Annotated in this window: 21 protein-coding genes; 14 read left to right on the plus strand and 7 right to left on the minus strand. The window is 67.0% G+C overall.

Annotation, left to right across the window (positions count from 1 at the left end):
* Window positions 1–372 carry a glutaredoxin domain-containing protein gene (locus ACSFCA_RS07925; RefSeq protein WP_258353190.1) on the minus strand — a complete coding sequence of 124 codons (372 nt, stop codon included), beginning with the start codon at window positions 370–372 and terminating at the stop codon, window positions 1–3.
* Window positions 373–691: 319 nt separating this feature from the next.
* On the opposite strand from ACSFCA_RS07925, the gene ACSFCA_RS07930 reads away from it, so the two are divergent.
* From ACSFCA_RS07930 to ACSFCA_RS07940, 3 genes are read left to right on the plus strand one after another with little or no spacing between them, the layout of a single operon-like run.
* Entirely contained in the window at window positions 692–1,522 is an 831-nt protein-coding gene (locus ACSFCA_RS07930; RefSeq protein WP_218149754.1) for a transporter substrate-binding domain-containing protein, read from the plus strand.
* Between the two features lie 24 nt (window positions 1,523–1,546).
* The gene (locus ACSFCA_RS07935; RefSeq protein WP_435459327.1) at window positions 1,547–2,662 is read left to right on the plus strand and encodes an enolase C-terminal domain-like protein; all 1,116 of its coding nucleotides are present in this window, start codon (window positions 1,547–1,549) and stop codon (window positions 2,660–2,662) included.
* 15 nt (window positions 2,663–2,677) lie between these two features.
* Entirely contained in the window at window positions 2,678–3,415 is a 738-nt protein-coding gene (locus ACSFCA_RS07940) for an SDR family NAD(P)-dependent oxidoreductase (RefSeq protein ID WP_435459326.1), read from the plus strand.
* Here ACSFCA_RS07940 and ACSFCA_RS07945 read toward each other — a convergent pair.
* Complete coding sequence (locus ACSFCA_RS07945) at window positions 3,388–4,245, minus strand: AraC family transcriptional regulator (RefSeq protein WP_435459325.1); 858 nt, start codon at window positions 4,243–4,245, stop codon at window positions 3,388–3,390. The two genes, ACSFCA_RS07940 and ACSFCA_RS07945, sit on opposite strands and share 28 nt — an antisense overlap.
* A 115-nt stretch (window positions 4,246–4,360) precedes the next feature.
* Here ACSFCA_RS07945 and ACSFCA_RS07950 point away from each other — a divergent pair, with 115 nt between their 5' ends.
* Together ACSFCA_RS07950 and ACSFCA_RS07955 are read left to right on the plus strand one after the other, a co-directional pair.
* Window positions 4,361–5,341 (plus strand): Bug family tripartite tricarboxylate transporter substrate binding protein, encoded by a 981-nt coding sequence (locus ACSFCA_RS07950; protein WP_435459324.1) that lies wholly within the window; start codon window positions 4,361–4,363, stop codon window positions 5,339–5,341.
* Window positions 5,342–5,343: 2 nt separating this feature from the next.
* On the plus strand, window positions 5,344–6,201 hold the full coding sequence (locus ACSFCA_RS07955) for a PhzF family phenazine biosynthesis protein (RefSeq protein WP_435459323.1): 858 nt from the start codon (window positions 5,344–5,346) through the stop codon (window positions 6,199–6,201).
* A 21-nt stretch (window positions 6,202–6,222) separates the two neighbouring features.
* On the opposite strand, the gene ACSFCA_RS07960 is transcribed toward ACSFCA_RS07955, so the two are convergent.
* Window positions 6,223–7,440: an acyl-CoA dehydrogenase family protein gene (locus ACSFCA_RS07960; RefSeq protein ID WP_435459322.1), complete on the minus strand. Its 1,218-nt coding sequence runs from the start codon at window positions 7,438–7,440 to the stop codon at window positions 6,223–6,225.
* Window positions 7,441–7,571: 131 nt separating this feature from the next.
* On the opposite strand from ACSFCA_RS07960, the gene ACSFCA_RS07965 reads away from it, so the two are divergent.
* The 5 genes from ACSFCA_RS07965 to ACSFCA_RS07985 all read left to right on the plus strand — a co-directional run bounded on the left by ACSFCA_RS07965 (window position 7,572) and on the right by ACSFCA_RS07985 (window position 13,078).
* A complete protein-coding gene (locus ACSFCA_RS07965; protein WP_435459321.1) occupies window positions 7,572–8,906 on the plus strand; it encodes an NUDIX domain-containing protein in 1,335 nt (444 codons plus the stop codon).
* A gap of 47 nt (window positions 8,907–8,953) precedes the next feature.
* Window positions 8,954–11,182 (plus strand): YccS family putative transporter, encoded by a 2,229-nt coding sequence (gene yccS / locus ACSFCA_RS07970; RefSeq protein WP_435459320.1) that lies wholly within the window; start codon window positions 8,954–8,956, stop codon window positions 11,180–11,182.
* A 79-nt stretch (window positions 11,183–11,261) separates the two neighbouring features.
* Window positions 11,262–11,627 carry a hypothetical protein gene (locus tag ACSFCA_RS07975; RefSeq protein ID WP_257014574.1) on the plus strand — a complete coding sequence of 122 codons (366 nt, stop codon included), beginning with the start codon at window positions 11,262–11,264 and terminating at the stop codon, window positions 11,625–11,627.
* 178 nt (window positions 11,628–11,805) lie between these two features.
* Entirely contained in the window at window positions 11,806–12,504 is a 699-nt protein-coding gene (locus tag ACSFCA_RS07980; protein ID WP_258353181.1) for a Bax inhibitor-1/YccA family protein, read from the plus strand.
* 31 nt (window positions 12,505–12,535) lie between these two features.
* Window positions 12,536–13,078, plus strand: coding sequence for an Rrf2 family transcriptional regulator (locus tag ACSFCA_RS07985; RefSeq protein WP_435459319.1), 543 nt, complete (start codon window positions 12,536–12,538; stop codon window positions 13,076–13,078).
* A gap of 69 nt (window positions 13,079–13,147) precedes the next feature.
* Here the strand turns inward: ACSFCA_RS07985 and ACSFCA_RS07990 are convergent, their stop codons facing one another.
* A complete protein-coding gene (locus tag ACSFCA_RS07990) occupies window positions 13,148–14,050 on the minus strand; it encodes a DMT family transporter (protein WP_258353179.1) in 903 nt (300 codons plus the stop codon).
* 136 nt (window positions 14,051–14,186) lie between these two features.
* Between ACSFCA_RS07990 and ACSFCA_RS07995 the strand changes: the two genes are divergently transcribed.
* On the plus strand, window positions 14,187–14,630 hold the full coding sequence (locus tag ACSFCA_RS07995; RefSeq protein ID WP_435459433.1) for an Lrp/AsnC family transcriptional regulator: 444 nt from the start codon (window positions 14,187–14,189) through the stop codon (window positions 14,628–14,630).
* Between the two features lie 19 nt (window positions 14,631–14,649).
* Here ACSFCA_RS07995 and ACSFCA_RS08000 read toward each other — a convergent pair whose 3' ends face one another.
* Window positions 14,650–15,276 carry a TetR/AcrR family transcriptional regulator gene (locus ACSFCA_RS08000; RefSeq protein ID WP_435459318.1) on the minus strand — a complete coding sequence of 209 codons (627 nt, stop codon included), beginning with the start codon at window positions 15,274–15,276 and terminating at the stop codon, window positions 14,650–14,652.
* Between the two features lie 133 nt (window positions 15,277–15,409).
* Here ACSFCA_RS08000 and ACSFCA_RS08005 point away from each other — a divergent pair, with 133 nt between their 5' ends.
* Window positions 15,410–16,636: an ABA4-like family protein gene (locus ACSFCA_RS08005; protein WP_435459317.1), complete on the plus strand. Its 1,227-nt coding sequence runs from the start codon at window positions 15,410–15,412 to the stop codon at window positions 16,634–16,636.
* On the opposite strand, the gene ACSFCA_RS08010 is transcribed toward ACSFCA_RS08005, so the two are convergent.
* Both ACSFCA_RS08010 and ACSFCA_RS08015 read right to left on the minus strand, forming a co-directional pair.
* Window positions 16,621–17,385 carry a sulfite exporter TauE/SafE family protein gene (locus tag ACSFCA_RS08010; RefSeq protein WP_435459316.1) on the minus strand — a complete coding sequence of 255 codons (765 nt, stop codon included), beginning with the start codon at window positions 17,383–17,385 and terminating at the stop codon, window positions 16,621–16,623. The genes ACSFCA_RS08005 and ACSFCA_RS08010 overlap by 16 nt on opposite strands.
* Before the next feature lie 67 nt (window positions 17,386–17,452).
* Complete coding sequence (locus ACSFCA_RS08015) at window positions 17,453–18,367, minus strand: LysR family transcriptional regulator (protein ID WP_435459315.1); 915 nt, start codon at window positions 18,365–18,367, stop codon at window positions 17,453–17,455.
* Window positions 18,368–18,557: 190 nt separating this feature from the next.
* On the opposite strand from ACSFCA_RS08015, the gene ACSFCA_RS08020 reads away from it, so the two are divergent.
* Both ACSFCA_RS08020 and ACSFCA_RS08025 read left to right on the plus strand, forming a co-directional pair.
* Window positions 18,558–19,349, plus strand: coding sequence for a fumarylacetoacetate hydrolase family protein (locus ACSFCA_RS08020; protein ID WP_258353173.1), 792 nt, complete (start codon window positions 18,558–18,560; stop codon window positions 19,347–19,349).
* Window positions 19,350–19,426: 77 nt separating this feature from the next.
* Window positions 19,427–19,699, plus strand: coding sequence for a hypothetical protein (locus ACSFCA_RS08025; protein WP_093057387.1), 273 nt, complete (start codon window positions 19,427–19,429; stop codon window positions 19,697–19,699).
* Window positions 19,700–19,873: the final 174 nt, after the last annotated feature.

Consider the following 19,873-nt stretch of genomic DNA (forward strand, 5'->3'; position numbering starts at 1 on the left):
CTATTGGCTGGCGAGAAGAGTCTTGAGCTCGCCGCTGTCGATGAGCTTCTGCAAGTCCGTGGCGCCGCCGACCAGCATGCCTTTGACGAACACCATCGGAAAGGTCGGCCACCCGGTCCACATCTTGAGCGCGTTGCGGTCGCGCCATTGGCTCAGGTAGCTGCCGTACCCGAGGTACTTGTACGGCTGCCCGATCCGGTCGAGGGCCTGCCGCGCTTTCTTCGGGAACGGATTGATGCCCATGCCGACCACGACCACGTCGTGACTCGCGACAGCCGCCATGACCTCACGCACGAAGGTCTGGCGGCTGTCGGCCAGCCTTGCGCGGATGGCGGGGTGGATGCGGGCTTCTTCGAGAACGGGGCGGGGCATGGGGAGCTTTCAGTGGTTCGTGTGAATGTAAGGGCCCGGGGGCGGCGCTTCCTGACTGCCAGCCAGCCAGTAATCCATCGTTGCAATGGCAAGCTTCTTGCTCGACGCCCCCCTGTGACTTGTTCATCCCGAGGGATCGCATATCGGCATCCGCCGTCGTCGAAACGACGAGATCGAGTGTTCTTTCGACGATCTGGTCTCTACCTTCGGTCTCCTGTCGTACCTACGATCACATCCACCGAAGACTGTCATCGCTTCAAGTCGAAGCCGATGCCTTGTTTTTTCCTTCCCCCCGAGCCCTGAAAACGGAGTATTCATCATGAAGCGTCGCGATTTTGTTGCTGGTTCAATGTTGGCGGCGGGTGCCGCTCCGTGGGCGACCGCGTTGGCGCAGGCGAGCGAATCGACATGGGAGCGCGTGACGCGCACCAAGGTCATGCGCGTCGGCGCGGTCGATGGCGGACTACCCTATTACAAGAAGGACATGGTGAGCGGGGAGTGGCTCGGCTGCATGGCCGATTTCTATCGCGGCCTGGCCAAGAGCCTGGACGCAAAGCTCGACATCACGCCCACCAGCTGGGGCAATTCCGTGCTCGAGTTGCAATCGCAAAAGATCGACATCTTCTTCGGCCTGAACCCGACGCCCGCGCGCCTGCAGGTGATCGACTTCACTGACCCGGTTTTGAACATCGCCTTTGCCGCGGTCTGCAAGAAGGGCTATGCGCCCAAGACCTGGGCAGAGCTAGACCAGCCCACGATCCGCGTCGTGGTCGACAAGGGCTCTTCGCACGACACGCTCGCCACGCGCCTGCTCAAGAACGCGGAGATCACCCGGCTGGACAGCGCCGTCGATGCAACGCTTGCGCTGCAGGTCGGGCGCGCCGACGCGCAGATCCTCGTCCTGCCGCTGGCTCTGAGCCTGGCCAGCAAGAATCCCGCGGTGGGTCAGGTGGTCATCCTGACGCCCGAAGAAGTCGCAACCTCCAATGGCGGCGTTCGCAAGGAAGCCGACACGCGCTGGCTCAAGCACGTCAACGGATGGCTCGCCAGCGAACGCGCAAGCGGAAACATCCGCAAGACCTTCATCTCGAACCTCAAGTCCGTCGGGGGCGTCAGCGAAGACAAGATCCCGCCGCAAATCAAGGTCTGACGATCACTCCCGGGCACCATCATCATGAAGATCCAGAACATCGAAGTGCACCTGCTCGAATCGCCCATCAAGATGAAGCGGTCGCAGGGCGTGGGGAGCATCCAGGCCTCCATCAAGCGCGTGGTGGTCCGCGTGCGAACCGACCAGGGCATCGATGGCATCGGCGAGGGGCAGGCGTGGGAGGTGTTCTCGGGCACCAACGAGAACCTGTTCCATGGCATTGCGCAGTACCTGCGCCCCGTGCTCCTGGGCACAGACCCGCGCGACATTCCGCAGCGCATGGCCGATTGCGACCGGGCGCTGGTCGGCAGTCCCGAAGCCAAGGCCGCGGTGGAGATGGCCCTGTTCGACCTGTGCGGCAAGGCGGCCAACCTGCCGCTGTATTCGCTGATCGGCGGCAAGGTGCGCGACAGGATTCCCTTTTCTTTCTCCATCGCCAATCCCGACATCGACGCCGACATCGAGCTCGCCAAGCAGATGCTCGGCGCCGGGCATCGCATCTTCAAGGTGAAGACGGGCTTTGCCTCGCATGCGGAAGACATGCGCCGGCTCTCGCTGCTGAGAGAGCATCTGGGCTTCGAGTTCGATTTGCGCATCGATTACAACCAGGGCCTGCAGCCCTACAACGCGCTGCAGCAGCTGCGTGACGTCGAGCAGTTCAAGCCCACCTTCATCGAACAACCGGTGCCGCGCGATGCCATCGCGGCCATGGCGCAGATTGCAGCGGCACTCGACACGCCGATCATGGCCGACGAAAGCGTGTTCTCCCCGGCCGAGGCGCTGCGCACGGTGCAGGAGCGCGCCGCCGACATCATCAGCATCAAGCTCATGAAGGCCGGTGGCATCGGCAAGGCCATGAAGGTGAACGCGATCGCCGAGGCGGCGGGTCTTCCTTGCTACGGTGGCACGCTGTGGGAGGGCGGCGTTGCACTGGCAGCGGCGTCGCACTTCATTGCGGCAAGTGCCAACGTCTCTCTGGGCTGCGAGTTCTACATGCCGAAGTATGTTTTCCAGGAAGACATCCTGGTCCGCATGACGCCGGCGGAAGCGGGGCACGTGCATGTGCCGAGCGGCCCGGGCATCGGTGTCGAGATCGACTGGAAGATCGTCGAGAAGCAACGCATCGCGTTCTCGGCCTGAAGCGCCGGCTTTGGCATGAACACCGTCATCGTGACCGGCGCGGGCTCGGGCATCGGCGCCGCAACCTGCCGGCTCCTTTCAACACAGGGCGTCGACCTTGTGATTCACACCGGCAGCAACCGTGCGGCGGCCGAAGCGGTGGCACAGCAATGCGGCGCGGTGCGAAGCACCGTCGTGGTCGGAGATATCGGCACGCCGCAGACGATCGACGCCCTGCTCGATGCCGCACAAGCCCAGGGCGGCCTTCGCGGCGTGGTGGCCAATGCCGGCTTCGCGGACAGGCGTTCGCTCGCTGAGCTGGATGACGAGATCGTCGAGCGCTCGCTGCACGTCATGGTCGTTTCGCTAGCGCACCTCCTGCGCAGGAGCCTGCCTCTGCTGGAGGCGAGCGGGCAGGGTCGCTTCGTTGCGGTGAGTTCGTTCGTCGCACATCGCTTCCGTCTGGGCAGTTCCACATTTCCCGCGACGGCCGCTGCCAAGGCGGGCGTGGAAGCACTGGTGAAAGCCGCAGCCGCCGAAATGGCGCCGCGCGGCGTGACCGTCAATGCAGTGGCGCCGGGCTATGTACGGAAAGACAGCGCGAAAACGGGTGCGCTCAACGAGCAACAATGGAAAGCGGCCCTGGCACAGGTGCCCGTGGGCAGGCTAGCGACCCCCGACGACATCGCGGCCCCGATTGCCTTCCTGCTGAGTCCGGCGGCAGCCTTCATCACAGGGCAGGTGATTCACGTGGACGGGGGAATGACGCTGTAGAAGGCCGGGTCGGGCCCCGAGGCGCGGATCTGCGTCGCGGTCTTCGCCCAGGTCTTCTCCAGCATCCGCGACAGGTACGAACCCGACTCCCAGCCCACCTGCAGGGCAATGGACAGCACCGACTCCCGCGTGTGCGCCAGCAGGTAGGCCGCGCGCTCCAGGCGCCGGCGCTGCAGCCAGGCCAGCGGCGACACGCCGTACTTCGCGCGGAAGATGCGCTCCACCTGGCGGCGCGAGAGGCGGTGCTGCTGGGCAAAGGCTTCCAGCGACAGAGGCTCTGCCAGATCGCTTTCGATGGCTTCGGCCAGCAGTTCGGCCACCAGCAGGGCCGATGACGGATCGCCATCGGACAGCGGGTTGCCGCTGAGCCGCGCCGCCTCCATGACGAGCGCACCGCACAGCGCGTAGTTTTCGCCGGCACCGGTCTTCGCGGATTCGAACATCCGCTGCGACAGTGCGCGCAGCGCGGTGCTGCCCGCACGCATGCCCTGCGGCGGCCCCGAGACACCCTGCGCCTGCAACGCGGTCGCCCACAGCGCGGGATCGACGTAGACCGCGATGTGCGTCTGCCCTGCGGTAAGCGTGGTCGTCGAATGCGCGCTCCCCGCCGCAAACCACACGAAGTGCCCGGGACCGAGACGCTGCGCCTCGCCCCGCGCGTCGCCGACGCTGAAGCGCCCCGCGAGGGGCACGAACAGCATGTCGCAATCGTGCACGTGGGTGTCGGTCGCATAGCAATCGCGGGTGCTCGCGACCATGGTGGCGTGGTGCGACAGCCGCTCGACGAACAGCGACTGGCGGGGCGTCGGGGGCGCGTTGTTCAGGTGCATGGCCACTCCTTGTCGCAGTCCTTGTCGCAATTGAATTCGTGCATGTCGCAATCGGTCGCGCGCGTTTGCGCACGCTCAACAGAATCGGGAAACACCACTCCCGCAAGCAAGAAGCATGACCCCAAAACCTCTGCGCCGCGCGCTCCTCGGTCTGGCAGCCGCCGGGCTCCTGTACGGCCCTGCAGCCTCATGGGCAGCCCCGGACTATCCGAACAAGCCGGTCACGATCATCGTACCCTTCCCCGCCGGCGGCGGCACGGACGTGATCTTCCGCTCGGTGCAGCAGCGGCTGCAGGCCGCGCTCGGCGTGTCGGTGATCATCGACAACCGCTCTGGCGCGGGCGGCACCGTGGGCACAGGCTTCGGCGCGAAGGCGAATCCCGATGGCTACACGCTCGTGGCGGCCACCACGTCGACCATCGCATCGGCCGACGCGGTGTACCCGAAGCTGCCCTACGACCCGATCAAGGACCTGGTGCCGGTCGGCACCATCGGCACCACGCCCTTCGTGCTGGTGGTGACGCCTTCGCTGGAGGCGCGCGACGTGAAGGGCTTCATCGATTACGCCAAGGCCCACCCCCAGGCGCTCAACTACGGCAGCATCGGCAACGGCAGCCTGAGCCATCTGGCGGGCGAACTCTTCAAGCAGCGCACCGGCATCGAGATGACGCATGTGCCCTACCGCGGCGCGGCGCCCGCGCAGGCCGACCTGATGGCGGGGCAGATCCAGGCGCTGTTCGACAACCCGCCCGCGCTGCTCGCGCAGGTACGCGGCGGCCGCATGCGGGCGCTGGCCATCAGCGAGCCCTCGGCCGGCTTCGACGGCGTGCCCACTTTCGAGCAGGCCGGCATCAAGGACTTCAAGCCCCAACTCTGGTACGGCCTGATGGCTCCGGCAGCCACGCCGCAGCCGGTGGTGCAGCGCCTGCGCGCGGCGCTCGACACCGCCCTGCGCGACCCGGCCCTGCGCGCCGACATGCTGGCCAAGGGCGTGACGCCGTGGAACGTGCAGCCCGACGTGTTCCTTGCGCAGATACGTGGCGACATCAAGCTCTGGGGCGGCATCGCGCGCTCGGTGAACGCGAGGGCCGATTGACGATGGCCGCCGTTCACAACATTCGCGTCTTCGTGGGGCCCGACCCGGCGACCGGTGGCAATCCCGCGCCGGTGTGGCTCGATGCCGACGCACTCACGAGCGCGCAGATGCAGGAATACACACGGCTCAGCGGGCACGAATCTGTGTTCGTGCTGAAGCCCGCGACGGCCGCGCATGCCCTGCGCATGCGCTACTTCGTGCCGAACCATGAAATGGAAATGTGCGGCCATGCCACGGTCGGCGCACTGTGGCTGCTGCACCAGCGCGGCGAATGGGACGGCGCACCGGTCGCCATCGAGACGCTGAGCGGCACCGTGACGGGCCGGCGTATCGATGGCACGGTGCAGATCAGCCAGCCGCGCGCGGTGGTGCAAGAGGTGACTCAACGGGCGCTGGTCGAAGAGATCGCGCAGTGCCTGGGCATCGACGCATCGCAGATCGCGGGGTCGGTGCTCAATGCAGCCACCAGCCGCGTGAAGACGCTGGTGCGGCTGGCGGACACGGCGCTGCTGCATGGCTTGTGCGTGGATTTTTCGCGCGTCGAATCGCTGTGCGAGCGGCTCGGGTCCACCGGGCTGTATCCCTATGCGATGGCGCAGGACGCGACCGACACGGTCAGCGCTCGGCAGTTTCCGAAGTCTTCGGGCTATCCGGAAGACGCGGCCACGGGCATCGCCGCGGCCGCGCTCGCGTGGGGTCTGCGCCATCTGGGCCTGGTCGGCCACGAAGCGCTGTCGGTGACAGTTCGCCAGGGCGAGGCCATGGGGTCGCCATCCGCCATCCACGTCGAACTGCCTTTGGAGGCGATGGCGCAGGAAGGCTGCTGGGTGGGCGGCGACGCCGCAGCGGACCGCCCCTGAAGCAGCACGGCCGGTCCTGCCTTACTGGTACGCCGCCAACTCCTGCTTGGCGATCGCGTTGCGGTGCACCTCGTCGGGGCCGTCGGCCACGCGCAGGTGGCGCTCGTAGGCGTAGAAGTGCGTGAGCAGCGTGTCCTGGCTCAGGCCCATGGCGCCGAAGGCCTGCATGGCCCAGTCGACCACCTTCACGCAGTTGTTGGGCGTGAGCACCTTGATCATCGCGATCTCCTTCGCGGCGACCTTGTTGCCCACCGTGTCCATGCGGTAGGCGGCGTTGAGCACCATCCAGCGCGACTGCTCGATGAGCATGCGCGACTCGGCAATGCGCTCGCGCCACACGCCCTGCTCCGCCAGCGGCTTGTGGAATGCAACGCGCGACACGAGGCGCTGGCACATCATTTCCAGCGCGGCCTCGGCCATGCCGATGGCGCGCATGCAGTGATGAATGCGCCCCGGCCCGAGGCGGCCCTGCGCAATCTCGAAGCCCCGGCCTTCGCCGAGCAGGATGTTCTCGACCGGCACACGCACGTTGTCGAACACGATCTCGGGATGGCCGAACGGCGGGTCGTACACGCCGAGCAGCGCCATGTCGCGCACGATGGTCACGCCGGGCGTGTTCTTGGGCACGAGGATCATCGACTGCTGCTTGTGGCGGTCTGCGTTGTCGGGATCGGTCTTGCCCATCAGCACGAAGATTTCGCAGCGCTCGTTCATCGCGCCGGTGATGTACCACTTGCGGCCGTTGATAACGTACTCGTCGCCTTCGCGGCGGATGCTGCAGCGGATGTTGGTGGCGTCGCTCGAAGCCACCTCGGGCTCGGTCATCGCGAAGGAAGAGCGGATCTCGCCGGCCAGCAGCGGTGTGAGCCAGCGCTCCTGCTGGGCCTTGGTGCCGTAGCGCGCCAGCACTTCCATGTTGCCGGTGTCGGGCGCCGAGCAGTTGAAGATTTCGGAGCTCCAGTAGCGCCGGCCCATGATTTCGCAGAGCGGGGCGTACTCGACGTTGCTCAGCCCCGGGCCGTGCTCCGACTCGGGCAGGAACAGGTTCCACAGCCCGCGCTCGCGCGCCTTGGCCTTGAGGCCGGCCATCATCGGCAGCTCGGCGTAGGGGCGGCCTGCGCGGGCGTTGGCGGCCAGTTCTTCTTCATGGCGCTTTTCGTTCGGGTAGACGAACTCGTCCATGAACTTGAGCAGTTCCTCGCGCAGCGCGATCACCCTGGGTGTGAATTCGAAATGCATGGTGCGTCCTTCAGCAACAGTCGATGTGCCTTGAAGGTACGTCGCGCACCGCATTCCGGACGGTCTTCCGCGCGACAGCCGGGTGCCCCTGCTGTCGCCTTCGCAGCAGCCGCCGGCGCGACAATGCGTGCATGACAGCCAGCACTCCGGATGCCACGCCACAACCCGCTTCGCCGCCGCGCCCCGTGCGCTCGGCGGCCACCCTGATCGTTCTGCGCGACGCAAGCCACGGCCTCGAGGTACTGATGCTGCGGCGGGCCGAGAAGGCCAACGATCAGAACAGCGGCGCCAGCGTGTTTCCGGGCGGCGTGATCGATGCGCACGATCGCAGCCTGCACGTGCACTGCGGCGGCATGGACGACAGGGCCGCGAGCGAACGCCTCGCAGTGCCGGAAGGCGGGCTCGACTACTACGCAGCCGCGATCCGCGAGTGCTTCGAGGAAGCCGGCGTGCTGTTCGCTACCGACGACACCGGCCGGCTGGTGACGCTGGACAGCCTGCCACCCGACCAGCTCGCTGCCATGCGCCATGCAGCGGAGCAAGGCACCGATGCGCTGCTCTCGCTGTGTGATCGGCACGGCTGGCGGCTCGCGGCCGACCGGCTCGCCTATTTCGCTTACTGGCTCACGCCGCCGGGCATGCCGCGTCGCTTCGACACGCGCTTCTTTATCGCGCCGATGCCCGAGGCGCAGAGCGTGCAGCCCGATGGCCGCGAGACGGTCGAGCACATGTGGCTGCGCCCCGCCGAGGCCGTGGACCCGGCGCGCGGGCTCAAGCTGATGAACGTGACGCGCCGCATCCTCGAGCAGCTCGCGCAGTTCACAAGCACGGCCGAACTCATGGCTCATGCGCGCGGCCTGAAGCACATTCCGCGCGTCATGCCCCGGCTGGCGGACGGGCCCGCGGGACGACGGCCGGTGAACATGGACGAGCCGGCGTATGAGGAAGTCGCGCATCTCGACCCGGACGGCAAGGGCGGTGGCCGCTATGCGCACGAGGCCGGGCTGGTGACGCGGCTGTCGGCGCGGGTTCTGCGGGTTACGGGCGAAGCATCGGGCGAGCTGGCGCACAGCTACTTCGTGGGAGCTGCGGGCGGCGATTGCGCGTTGGTCGATGCGTTGCCCGCGAGCCCTGGGCACATCGCGGCCCTCGTTACAGCGGCGCCCGGGCGCTTGCGATGGATCCTGTCGACGCGGGCGCTTTCGGAAGAAGCCATGGGCGCCCTCGACGGCCTGCGCGATATCTGGCCCGATGCCTCCGCCGTGTTGCCCGCGCCGGGTGAACGGATCGACCTTGGCGACGCCACGCTGCGCGTGCTGCCAGGCACGGACGGGGCGCAATCCCGTCAGTTCCTGCAAGTTGAGGACGAGATGCTGCTCACAGGGGTTGCCCCCGCAGCCGACAACGCCCAAGCCCGGTGGATCGCCCCCCGCCACGGCTTCCTGCGCAGTCGACCCAGTTCTTAGCCACAAGGCGCCACACGGCCGTGGCATGCATCGTGCAAGATCAGCCCATGCTTCCCCTGTCTCCCGACGCGCTGCGCCAGCGGCTGCGGTCTTTCGCTTCCCGCGCGCAACCCGTTCGCATTCTTCTCACCCTCGGCAGCCTCATGGCGGCCTGCGCCTGGACCGGCCACCCCGATGCGGTGATTCCCCTGTTCCTCGGCGCCATCGCCAGCGCGCTCGCCGAGACCGACGACAGCTGGCGCGGCCGGCTGCGTGCGCAGGTGGTCACGCTTGGCTGCTTCGCGGCCATTGCGTTCGCGGTGGAGGCGGCGTTCGGCTTGCCGCTGCTGTTCATCACCGGGCTTGCGCTCGCGGCCTTCTGCCTCACGATGCTCGGGGCGGTGGGCGCGCGCTACAAGGCGATCGCGTATGCGACGCTGATCCTCGCGATGTACGCCACGCTCGGCATCGAGAACATGGGCGCGCACGGCGGGGCCCATCGCGGGCGCGAGCCCTTGCTGCTGCTGGCGGGTGCGGCCTGGTATGGCGTGTTCTCGGTTTTGTGGTGCGCGGCCTTTCCGGCGCAGCCGGTGCAGGCGCGGCTGGTCACGCTGTTTGCGGTGCTGGGCAATTTCGTGCGCTTCAAGGCATCGCTGTTCGAGCCGCTGCGCGGCATCGACATCGAACGCAAGCGGCTCGCGCTGGCGCAACTCAATGCCGAGGTGGTGACGGAGCTCAACGCCGCGAAGGAAAGCATCTTCCTGCGCATCGGCGCGCGCGCGCCGACCGGGCGCCTCTCGCGCTACCGCGGGCTCTACCTGATCGCGCAAGACGTGCACGAGCGCGCCAGCTCCTCGCACGACGACTACAACGCGCTGGCCGACGCTTTCTTCCACAGCGACCTGCTCTACCGCTGCCAGCGCTTGCTGGGCCTGCAGGGGCTGGCCTGCCAGCGGCTGGCCGATTCGATCGCGCGGCGCGAGCCTTTCGACGTGGGCACGGAGACGGTGCAGGCGCTGGCCGACCTGCGCAGCGCCATCGAGCACGAGCGCGCGCGGGCCGATACACCCGGGCGACTGGCGCTGCTGGCATCGGTCGAGGCGCTGGCACGCAACCTCGCACTGCTCGACGGGCAACTGGCCGGGGCCAGCCAGCCATCGGCGCGCGCAGGCCGCACGGAGATGGGCCTGTTCGACCGCTCGCCGCGCTCGTGGCGCGACGCGGTCGAGCGCGTGCGGCGGCAGCTCACCACGCGCTCGCCGCTGTTTCGCCATGCGCTGCGGCTGTCGGTGGCGCTGGTGGTGGGCTATGGCGTGATGCACGCCATTCACCCGGCACAGGGCTACTGGATCTTGCTGACCACGCTGTTCGTCTGCCAGCAGACCTATGGCGACACCATTTCGCGCATGGGGCAGCGCATTGCCGGCACCGCGCTCGGCGTGGTGGCCGGATGGGCCCTGCTGCAGCTGTTTCCGCAGCCGCTGGTGCAGTCGGTGATCGCGGTGGTGGCGGGCGTGCTGTTCTTCGCGACGCGCACCACGCGCTACCTGCTGGCCACCGCCTCGATGACGCTGCTGGTGCTGATGTGCTTCAACCAGGTCGGCGACAGCGGCGTGCTGCTGGTGCCGCGGCTGGTCGACACCGCCATCGGCAGCGCGATCGCCGGGCTGGCCGTGCTGCTGGTGCTGCCGCACTGGCAGGCGCGGCGCATCAACGAACTGGCGGCCGCCGCCATGCGCGGCCATGCCGGCTACCTGCGGCAGATCGTCGGGCAGTACCGCACCGGCGCGCGCGACCACCTCGACTACCGGCTGGCGCGGCGCAACGACCACAACGCGGATGCGGCTCTGTCCACGGCCGTGTCGGACATGTTCCGCGAGCCAGGCTACGTGCGGCCGCGCGCGGGGGTGGCGCTGCGCTTTCTGATCCGGTCGCACACGCTGCTGAGTTATCTCTCGGCCCTGGGCGCCCACCGCGCGGCGCTGCCCGATTCGGCACAGATGGCGGTGCTGCGCACGGCCGCCGAAGGGGCCATTGCAGCGCTGGAAGGGCTGGCGGCCGGACTGGAAAAGGGCGTGATCGAGGCGCCGGGCGATGCAGTTGCGGAGTCAATCGCACGCGTCGAACTGGCGCAGGCCGTTGCCGCCAGCGGCGAGAACGGGGACGGCGGCGACCCGCAGGCGCGAACTTTTCACACCGAACTCGGTCTGATCTGGCTGCAGATAGACGCGTTGCGCACCCATGCACGCGAATGGCTGCAGTCCGAAGGCAGCGAAACCACGACCGCGCCAGCCTGAGCGAACATCCATGCGATCCGGTCGGTTGAAAGCGCCCGCCGCGAACACCCCACGGCGCGGCAGGTAAGATTACCCCTACATGTCCCGCTGGTTTGTCGCCACTGTCCTGTCCATCATGCTGTCCTGCTACGGCTTTGCCGTGCTTGCACACAGCGTGATCGGTGGCGGCCATTCGCACGGCGAACAGCAGGAGTCCGCGCTGGTTGTCAGTGCTGACTTCTCCGATGCAGCAACGCCGGCAAGCGATGCCGACAAGACATCGGACGACTCCCTCTCCGTCGACGAAGCCGGCTCCGAGCACGCCGAACTGGTCGACGCACGCAACGGCGCCCCCGCGCTGCTGCGCTTCACGGAACAGCCGCCGAAACTCGGCCTGACCACCTCCGTCGCGCCGTTCCTCGCGCGACCCAAGCGGCCACCCCGCGCCGCGTCCTTCGTCGCCTAGGCCCCTCAAGGCCTTGCGCGACCGGGAGCCGCCACGGCTCCCGCCCTTTCGATCCGGGCTTCCCGCCATCCGGCGGCACCCGCATCGCAGCAACGACATCTCTCATTTCCGGCCCTGTGCCCCTTGCGCGCGCCATTGCGTGCAGCCGGCACCGGTCCAGCTTCAAGGAATCAACACAATGAACAACAGTCCCTCCACCTATCACGACGGCTTCGCCCTTCCGCTCGCCTCGCCGCAGGAGCGCAACCGCGTGCTGCGCAACACCTACTGGCTGCTCGCGCTGTCGATGGTGCCCACCGTTCTGGGCGCCTGGATCGGCGTTTCCACCGGCTTCTCGCGCGCCATGTCGCCGGGCATCGGCCTGATGGTGTTCCTCGGCGGTGCCTTCGGCTTCATGTACGCCATCGAGAAAACCAAGGAATCGGCCGCCGGCGTGCCGGTGCTGCTGGCCTTCACCTTCTTCATGGGCCTGATGCTGTCGCGCCTGGTGGGCTCCGTGCTCGGCCTGGCCAACGGCGCCAGCCTGGTAATGACGGCGTTCGCCGGCACCGGCGCGATCTTCTTCGGCATGGCCACGCTGTCGTCGGTCATCAAGCGCGACCTGTCGGCCATGGGCAAGTGGCTCTTCATCGGCGCGATCCTGCTGCTGGTGGCTGGCATCGCCAACTTCTTCATCCAGTCGAGCGCGCTGATGATGACGCTGTCGGTCGCGGCCATCGGCATCTTCTCGGCCTTCATCCTGCACGACCTCAAGCGCGTGAAGGACGGCCTGGAAACCAACTACATCTCCGCCACGCTGGGTGTGTATCTCAGCATCTACAACGTCTTCCAGTCACTGCTGGCCCTTCTGGGCATCGCGGGCGGCCGGGACGAGTAATTCCCCACGAAGGAAGGAAAGGAACAATCCCATGCGTCTCACCACCAAGGGCCGCTTCGCGGTCACCGCGATGATCGACATCGCCCTGCACGGCCGTTCGGGCCCCGTCACGCTGGCCTCGATCAGCCTGCGCCAGCGCGTGTCGCTGTCGTACCTGGAGTTGCTGTTCGGCAAGCTGCGGCGCGCCAGCCTGGTCGAATCGACCCGCGGCCCCGGCGGCGGCTATTCGCTCAGCCGCAAGGCGGCGGAGATTTCGGTGGCCGACATCGTCCTCTCGATCGAGGAACACGATGCCGAATCCACCCGCCGGCGCGATGCCGACGCGCAGGGCGAGACCGGCCGCTGCGAAATCGACGAGCTCTGGGCCACCGTGAACCTGCGGGCGGTCGAGTTCCTCAAGTCGATCTCGCTGCAAAGCCTGGTCGACGAACAAAAGGCCAAGGGCGTGCAAGCCGCGGTACGAACCGAAACCCGGCGCACGCCGACCGGCCAGCCAGCCACGCGCAAGCCTTTTGTGGTCGACGCGCCGAACTCGGTGTTCGCACTGGGACGGCGTCAGCAAAGCGCCAGCTAGCTTCAGCCAGCCAACGCCATCACGGACCATGCGGTCGCCCGGCGCGGCCGCACACGACGACGTCCTGACTCAGCGCTCTTCGGTGGCGGGCGAGCGCCTCGGCACGCCCGGCAGGGTCCACCCGAAGGTCATGCCAGCCGCGGCTATCAGAATGGCCGCGGCGCCTACCACCTGCAATGCGCCCAGCCGCTGGCCGAAGGCGACGTAGTCGACGCCGATGGCCACCAGCGGATAGATGAACGACAGCGCGCCGGCCACGGGCGTCGACAGCTTCTGCAGCGCCCCGTACAGCAGCACGAACACCAGCCCCGTGTAGACCACGCCCATGGCCAGGTGCACGCCCCACGTGGCCGCATCGGTGGGCAGCGTCTTCAGATGCGCGAACGGCGCGAGCATCACGATGCCCACGCAGACCTGGATCAGCGCGATGAGATGCGGCGCAATGCCGTCGAGCTTCTTCGCGATGAAGGCCGCCAACGCGTAGCAGAAGGCCGCGCCCAGTGCCATCAGCACGCCGACGAAATAGGCCGAACCGTCGGCCCCGCCGCCGGGCTTGGCCTGCGCCACCAGCACCACACCGGCGAACGCGATGCACAGCCACACGGCCTTCATCGCGGTCAGCCGTTCCGACAGCAGCAGCGCGCCTAGCGCGACCAGCATGAAGGGCTGCGTGTTGTAGACCGCCGTGGCAATCGAGATCGACGCGCGCGAGAAGGACGCGAAGATCAGCACCCAGTTGACGACCAGCGCCACGCCGCCCAATGCGGCCAGCGCAAAGCTGCGCAGCGTCAGGCCGCGTCGCAGCAGCCCCAGCGCGAGGCAAACGACGAGCAGCGTGGCCGCGCCGAATACGCAGCGCCAGAACAGCAGGTCGGGTAGCGGCTGGCCGGAGCGCACGACGAACCATCCGATGGTTCCGGAAATCACCATGGCCGCGCTCATCTCCAGCGCGCCGCGAAGCTGTGTCTGCATGTCTGTTTCGAATGGCAGAAAGGAAGGAGCAAGCGTGCCACTTCCTGCGCGGATTGGATATGCTTTGAATAAGGCAATTACCGCTGATTGCCTTTCAAAACAAGCCATCGTGGCCCAGTCACTGGAGATCGGCAACATGCTCGACGCAATCGACGAAACCATCGTGCAGGCATTGGCCGGCAATGCGCGGATGTCCCTGAAAGAACTGGCCCACCACGTGGGGCTGTCGTCGCCCAGCGTGTCGGAGCGGCTGCGACGGCTCGAAGAGCGCGACGTGATCCGCGGCTACACGCTGGACGTGAACCCGAAGGCGCTGGGCTACCTGTTCCAGGCCATCGTGCGCATCCGTCCATTGCCGGGGCAATTGCAGGCGGTGCAGAAGCTGATCGAGGCCACGCCCGAGTTCTGCGAGTGCGACAAGGTCACGGGCGAAGACTGCTTCGTCGCGCGGCTGTTTTTGCAATCGTTCGAGCAACTCGACGGCATTCTCGACCGCATCGCGAGCAAGGCCGAGACCAATACATCCATCGTGAAGGCGCAGACGATCCGCAGGCGGCTGCCGCCTTTTCCGGCTCAGTGAATAAATGGATCAATAAAGGTCAGGGCCAGAACTGCTTCAGTATTTCCGGCAGCATGCTCTCGACAAAATCGTTCGTGCACGCGTTGCCGGCCTGCTCGCCAAACTTCTCGTCCAGCGCAAGATGCGCAAAGCCGTGCACGACGGACCAGGCGCCCAATGCGGCGGCCTGCATCGCGCGGTTTGGCGGCTTCTTGCTGCTCCAGCCGTTGTAGTCGCGCACTGCCTGCTCCAGCTCGGCAAATGCCGCATCGCCGGCCGCCTGCAGCCGGAGGTCTTGCGTCAACCGGTCCTTGCGGAACATGAGCTGAAAGCGCGCCGGGTAGGCCAGCGCGAACCGCACATAGCCCATGCCCTGCCCGCGCAAGCGACGCGCGGGGTCGGTGCCACCCGTTTCCGTGCCGGCGCGCAGGCAGCGTGTGAGTTCCTCGAAACCCAGGATCGCCACCTCGGTCAACAACCCGGCTGCGCTGCCGAAGTGATGCATGGGCGCGGCCGCCGACACGCCGGCGCGCCGCGCTGCCTCGCGCAGGGTGAAGCCCTCGATGCCGCGCTCGGCCAGCAGGGCTTCGGTAGCCCCGATCAGCGCCGCGTGCAGATCGCCGTGGTGATAGGGCGCGGGGGCTTCCTCTGTTTTCTTTGCCGCCATGGCTGGTTGCTGCTTTCGGTCTTCAAAGGGGGAACTCTACCTTCTAAAGAATCTGCTGGCGCTTTTATCTAAACACTGTCAAGATTACGGCATGCCAATCCTGGCGAGCCCCATTTTTTCTGGAGGCCCTTGCATGTTCGACTCACTTTTCAGCGCAGGCAGCACCGTCGCTCTTCCTGCCTGGGCGGCGCTCGGCGCGGCCCCGTGGCTCGGGCGAGCCAAGCCGGTCATCTGGACAACGACAGGCATCGTCATTCCCGTTGGCCTCGGGCTGGCGTACTGGTGGCTGATGGCGACGTACTGGTCCGCGGCCGGTGGCGGCTACAGCTCGCTGTCGGCGGTGCACGCGCTGTTCCAGCATCCGGGCCTGCTCACCGCCGGATGGTTCCACTACCTTGCCTTCGACCTGTTCGTGGGCACGTGGATCGCACGCGAGGGAGAGCGCGCAGGCATCGCGCCGGTACTGCTCATTCCCTGCTTCGCCCTCACATTCCTGTTCGGGCCGGTCGGCCTGCTGGCCTTCCTGGCGCTGCGGGTCGCGCCCGCATGCATGGCGCTGGCGCGCGAGGTGCATCGGCGGCAACCGCAGTTGGCGTGGTTCGGCGGCCTGCTGCTCGCGGTGATGGTGCCTGCCCTCGTGGCTGCATGGCTCGATCCGCGCACGCTGAACGGCGTCGGCGTATGGGTCAAGCCGCTGAAGTTCATGGCTTCGGTCAGCCTCTATGCACTGACCACCGCATGGCTGCTCGGCGACCTGCCGCGCGAGCGACGCGGCGGCCGCATCGAACGCGCCATCGTCGCGGTGGTGATCGCCATGGGCGTCTTCGAGGTCGGCTACATCACGCTGCAAGGCGCCCTCGGGCAGGCCTCGCATTTCAATGAAGACTCGACCTTCCACATCGTCATGTACAGCCTGATGGGCGTGGGGGCGCTGTCGCTCAACGCCACGGCATTGCCGCTCGCGTGGCTGTTCGCGCGCCACGGCTACGCGCTGGCGGCGCCTTACAGGCTGGCCGTGGTGCTGGGGCTGGTCCTGACCTTCGTCGCCGGTGCGGGCGCGGGCATCGCGATCAGCCAGCACGGCGGATCGACCATCGGCGCCATCTCAGGCAGCGCAACGCTCCCCCTGTTCGGCTGGTCGGCCACCGGCGGTGATCTGCGCGTGCCTCACTTCCTCGGCGTGCACGCACAGCAGTTGCTGCCGCTGGCGGGCGCGCTCATCAGCGTGTCGCTCATGCCATGGGGCCGCGCGGCAGTCTGGCTCCTGACAGGCCTCTACGCGGCGCTGATCCTGCGGATGTTCAGTCTGGCCTATGCGGGCGTGCCACTGATTGCGCTAGGCGTTCAGGCCGCGACATAGCGGTAGATCAGGAAGGCGCCAGAACACAGCACGGCGAGCGCCACCACCCTGAGAAACTGCTCACGCGACAGCCGCAGCGTGATGCGCCGCCCGACCGCCGTGCCCACGAGCATGGCCGGAAACAACAGCGCTGCCAGCCACAGGATCGACGTCTGCGCGTACACGCCGGCCAGCAGGAAAAGCAGGGCTCGCGTGAGTGTGCTGAGCCCGATCAGCGTCGATTGGGTCACGCGGATCTGCTCCTTCGCCGCGATGCGCCCCGACAGGTAGATCGCGTAGATGAAGCCGCCGCTGCCGAACATTGCCGAGAAGATGCCGCCCACGAAGCCGAAGGGCACGGCCGCGCGCGGCGACAGCCTGGAAACAGGCTTGATGCCGCTGAGCGAATACAGCGCATAGGCCACCGCGAAGATGCCCAGCGCCAGCAGCATCACCTGCGGCCGCCCGAGCAGCAGCAACGCCGCGCCGACAAGGCTGCCCAGCGCCATCACCGGCACCAGCCGCCGCAGCTCGCTGGTGTCAGCCGAACGCGCGTCGCGGCTCACGTTGACCACGGCCGCGAAGAAGTCGAGCAGCGCCAGCAAGGGCACGACGCTGGCCACCGGAATGAAGTTGGCCAGCACCGGCCCCGCGATCAACGCAGTGCCGAAGCCCGCAATGCCGAAGATGACGTAGGCGGCAACGACGCCCGCGCAGACAACGGCGAACTGATAGGGCGTGACCGGCAAGGCGCCGAAGAAGGAATCCATGCCCGCGAATCTAGAGGCTTCGTGCCTTGCGCGCCAATGCCGAATGGGGCGCCCTTCGATCTCGAAATCAGCTGGCTCCGCCGCGCGGTGCCTGCATGGCGGCACACAGCGAACCGACCAGGTCTTGCGCAAGCCGCGTGGCATCGTCGGCGCGCCACAGCACCAGCACGGTGGTGCTGGCATCGTCGCCGTCCAGCGCAAGCAGCTTCACGCCCTCGGGCGCCATGCGTCCCATCGATTCGGGCACGATCGCGATGCCGAAGCCCGCCTGCACCAGCGCCAGCTGCGACCATTTGCGCGAACGCACCTGCGCGCTGGTCGGGTGGTAGCCCTGCGCGCGGCATAGCTCGGCCACGCGATGGCTCAGGCCGCCGCGTTCGAGATGCGGTGTCGCAACGAAGGGCTCGTGGCGCAATTCGGCGATGGCCACGTGCTCGCGGCCCGCCAGGGCATGCGCGGCCGGCACGGCAACCACCAGCGGTTCCGAGAAGAGCGGCGCCTGTCGCACGCCTGGGTAGCGGCGCAGCACCGGTTCGCGCGCCAAGCCGACGTCGGCATTGCCTTGCTCGATGTCCTGCGCCTGATGTTCCGATGCGCGCTGCGACACCTCGATGGAAACGCCTGGATGGCGCTGCGCATGGTCCTTCAGGCATTCGAGCAAGCCATGCGTCAGGGGCACCGAGCTCGAATGCAGCAACTGCACAGTGCCCTCGATGCCGCGCTGCGCATGTCGCGCGCCCACGGCCGCGCTCTCGAGGGCGGCAAGAATGCGCCGCGCATCGCCGTACAGCGAACGGCCCGCAGGCGTCATCTCCAGATGCCGCGCGTCGCGCTCCAGCAGCGGCACCTGCAGATGGCGCTCCATCTCCTTGACCTGCCGGCTCAGGGCCGACTGCGCAATGAAGAGGCGCTCGGCCGCGAGGCTGAAGCTGCCCGCGTCGACGATGTCGACGAAATAACGGAGCTGTTTGTGGGTGAGCATGGGAACGTCCTGCTGGCCAGTGCCGCGGCCTGTACGCCGATTCTGCAGTGGTGGGTTCTGTCCTGTTTTTGCGTAGATGCGCACGGTTGCGCGGCGGTTCGCCGTCCCAGAATGAAGCTGCCGTGCGAGGTACGGCGTGCGCCTTTCCTGGCGCTTCTTCGCGTTTCTTCATAAAACCAAGGAGACCCTCATGCTCACTTCCCGTCGCGGCCTGTTGGCCGGTTCCGCTGCCATGGCCACGGGCGCCATTGCCGGTTGTGCATTGCCCGCCGGCGCCAGCCGCACACAGGCAACGCCGTTCGATGTCTCTGCATCGACCATCCCGATCGTCGGCAGCGAGCAGGTCTATCCGGTGCGCCGCATCTACTGCATCGGCCGCAACTACGAGGCCCATGCGCGCGAGATGGGCTCTGACCCGAGTCGCGAGCCGCCCTTCTTTTTCCAGAAGCCGGCCGACGCGATCCAGGTCGTGACGCCCGGCGTGGTGGCCGACCATCCCTACCCGTCGCTCACGAAGAACTACCACTACGAAGTGGAACTGGTGGTGGCGCTGGCCAAGGGCGGGCGCAACATTCCGGCGAGCTCGGCGCTCGACTACGTGTACGGCTATTCGCTCGGTCTCGACATGACGCGCCGCGACCTGCAGCGCGAGATGGGCGACCAGAAGAAGCCGTGGGAAATCGGCAAGAGCTTCGATCATTCGGCGCCCATCGGGCCGATCCACCCGGTGGCGAAGGTCGGGCACTTCACCGACGGCGCTATCTGGCTCAAGGTGAACGGGCAGACGAAGCAGAGCGCCACGCTCAAGCACATGATCTGGTCGGTGGCCGAGCAGATCAGCCGGCTGTCGCAGGCCTTCGAGCTGAAGCCGGGCGACATCATCTACTCGGGTACGCCGGAGAACGTCGGGCCCGTGGTGCGCGGCGACCTGATCGAGATCCACATCGACCGACTGCCGGAGCTGTCGGTGCGGATCGTCTGAGGGCGCGTAGGCTGCCGCACCATTTTTCCTACCAGATTGGTGCCGATCATCGGGGCTCCTGCATCTCCAGAGCCACCATGTCCCAGCCTCCGCAAGCCACCTACATCGACGACCTGCACGCCCCGCAGGTGTTCGCGGACGAAGTCTCGGGATACTGGGTCAACGCGGGCTGCGTGCACATCACCTTCGACGCCAGCCGCGTCGACCACAGCTCCGACCGGTGCCCTGTCCATCGGGCCGCCGTGCTGCGCGTGACGCTGCCGATACCCATTGCGCAGGTGCTCGCGGTCAGCCTCTACGACTTCCTGAAGCAGCGCGGGTTGGCGCCGGCGCCTGGCAACGGGCACTGAGGGGAGCAAGCAGCACCCGACGGCGGGTGGCCTCCAAGATTTCTCCGAGATTCAACTCTAAAATGAGAAGCATTCTTATTTGCGAAGTGAGTCAACGTTGAATCCTGGACGCCAGAACACCGCCGGCACCGTCACGGTCCCCTCCCCGACTTCATTCAGGCGCAGCGCATTCGG

Source organism: Variovorax multivorans (genome assembly GCF_051216835.1).
Classification (GTDB): Bacteria; Pseudomonadota; Gammaproteobacteria; order Burkholderiales; family Burkholderiaceae_C; genus Variovorax.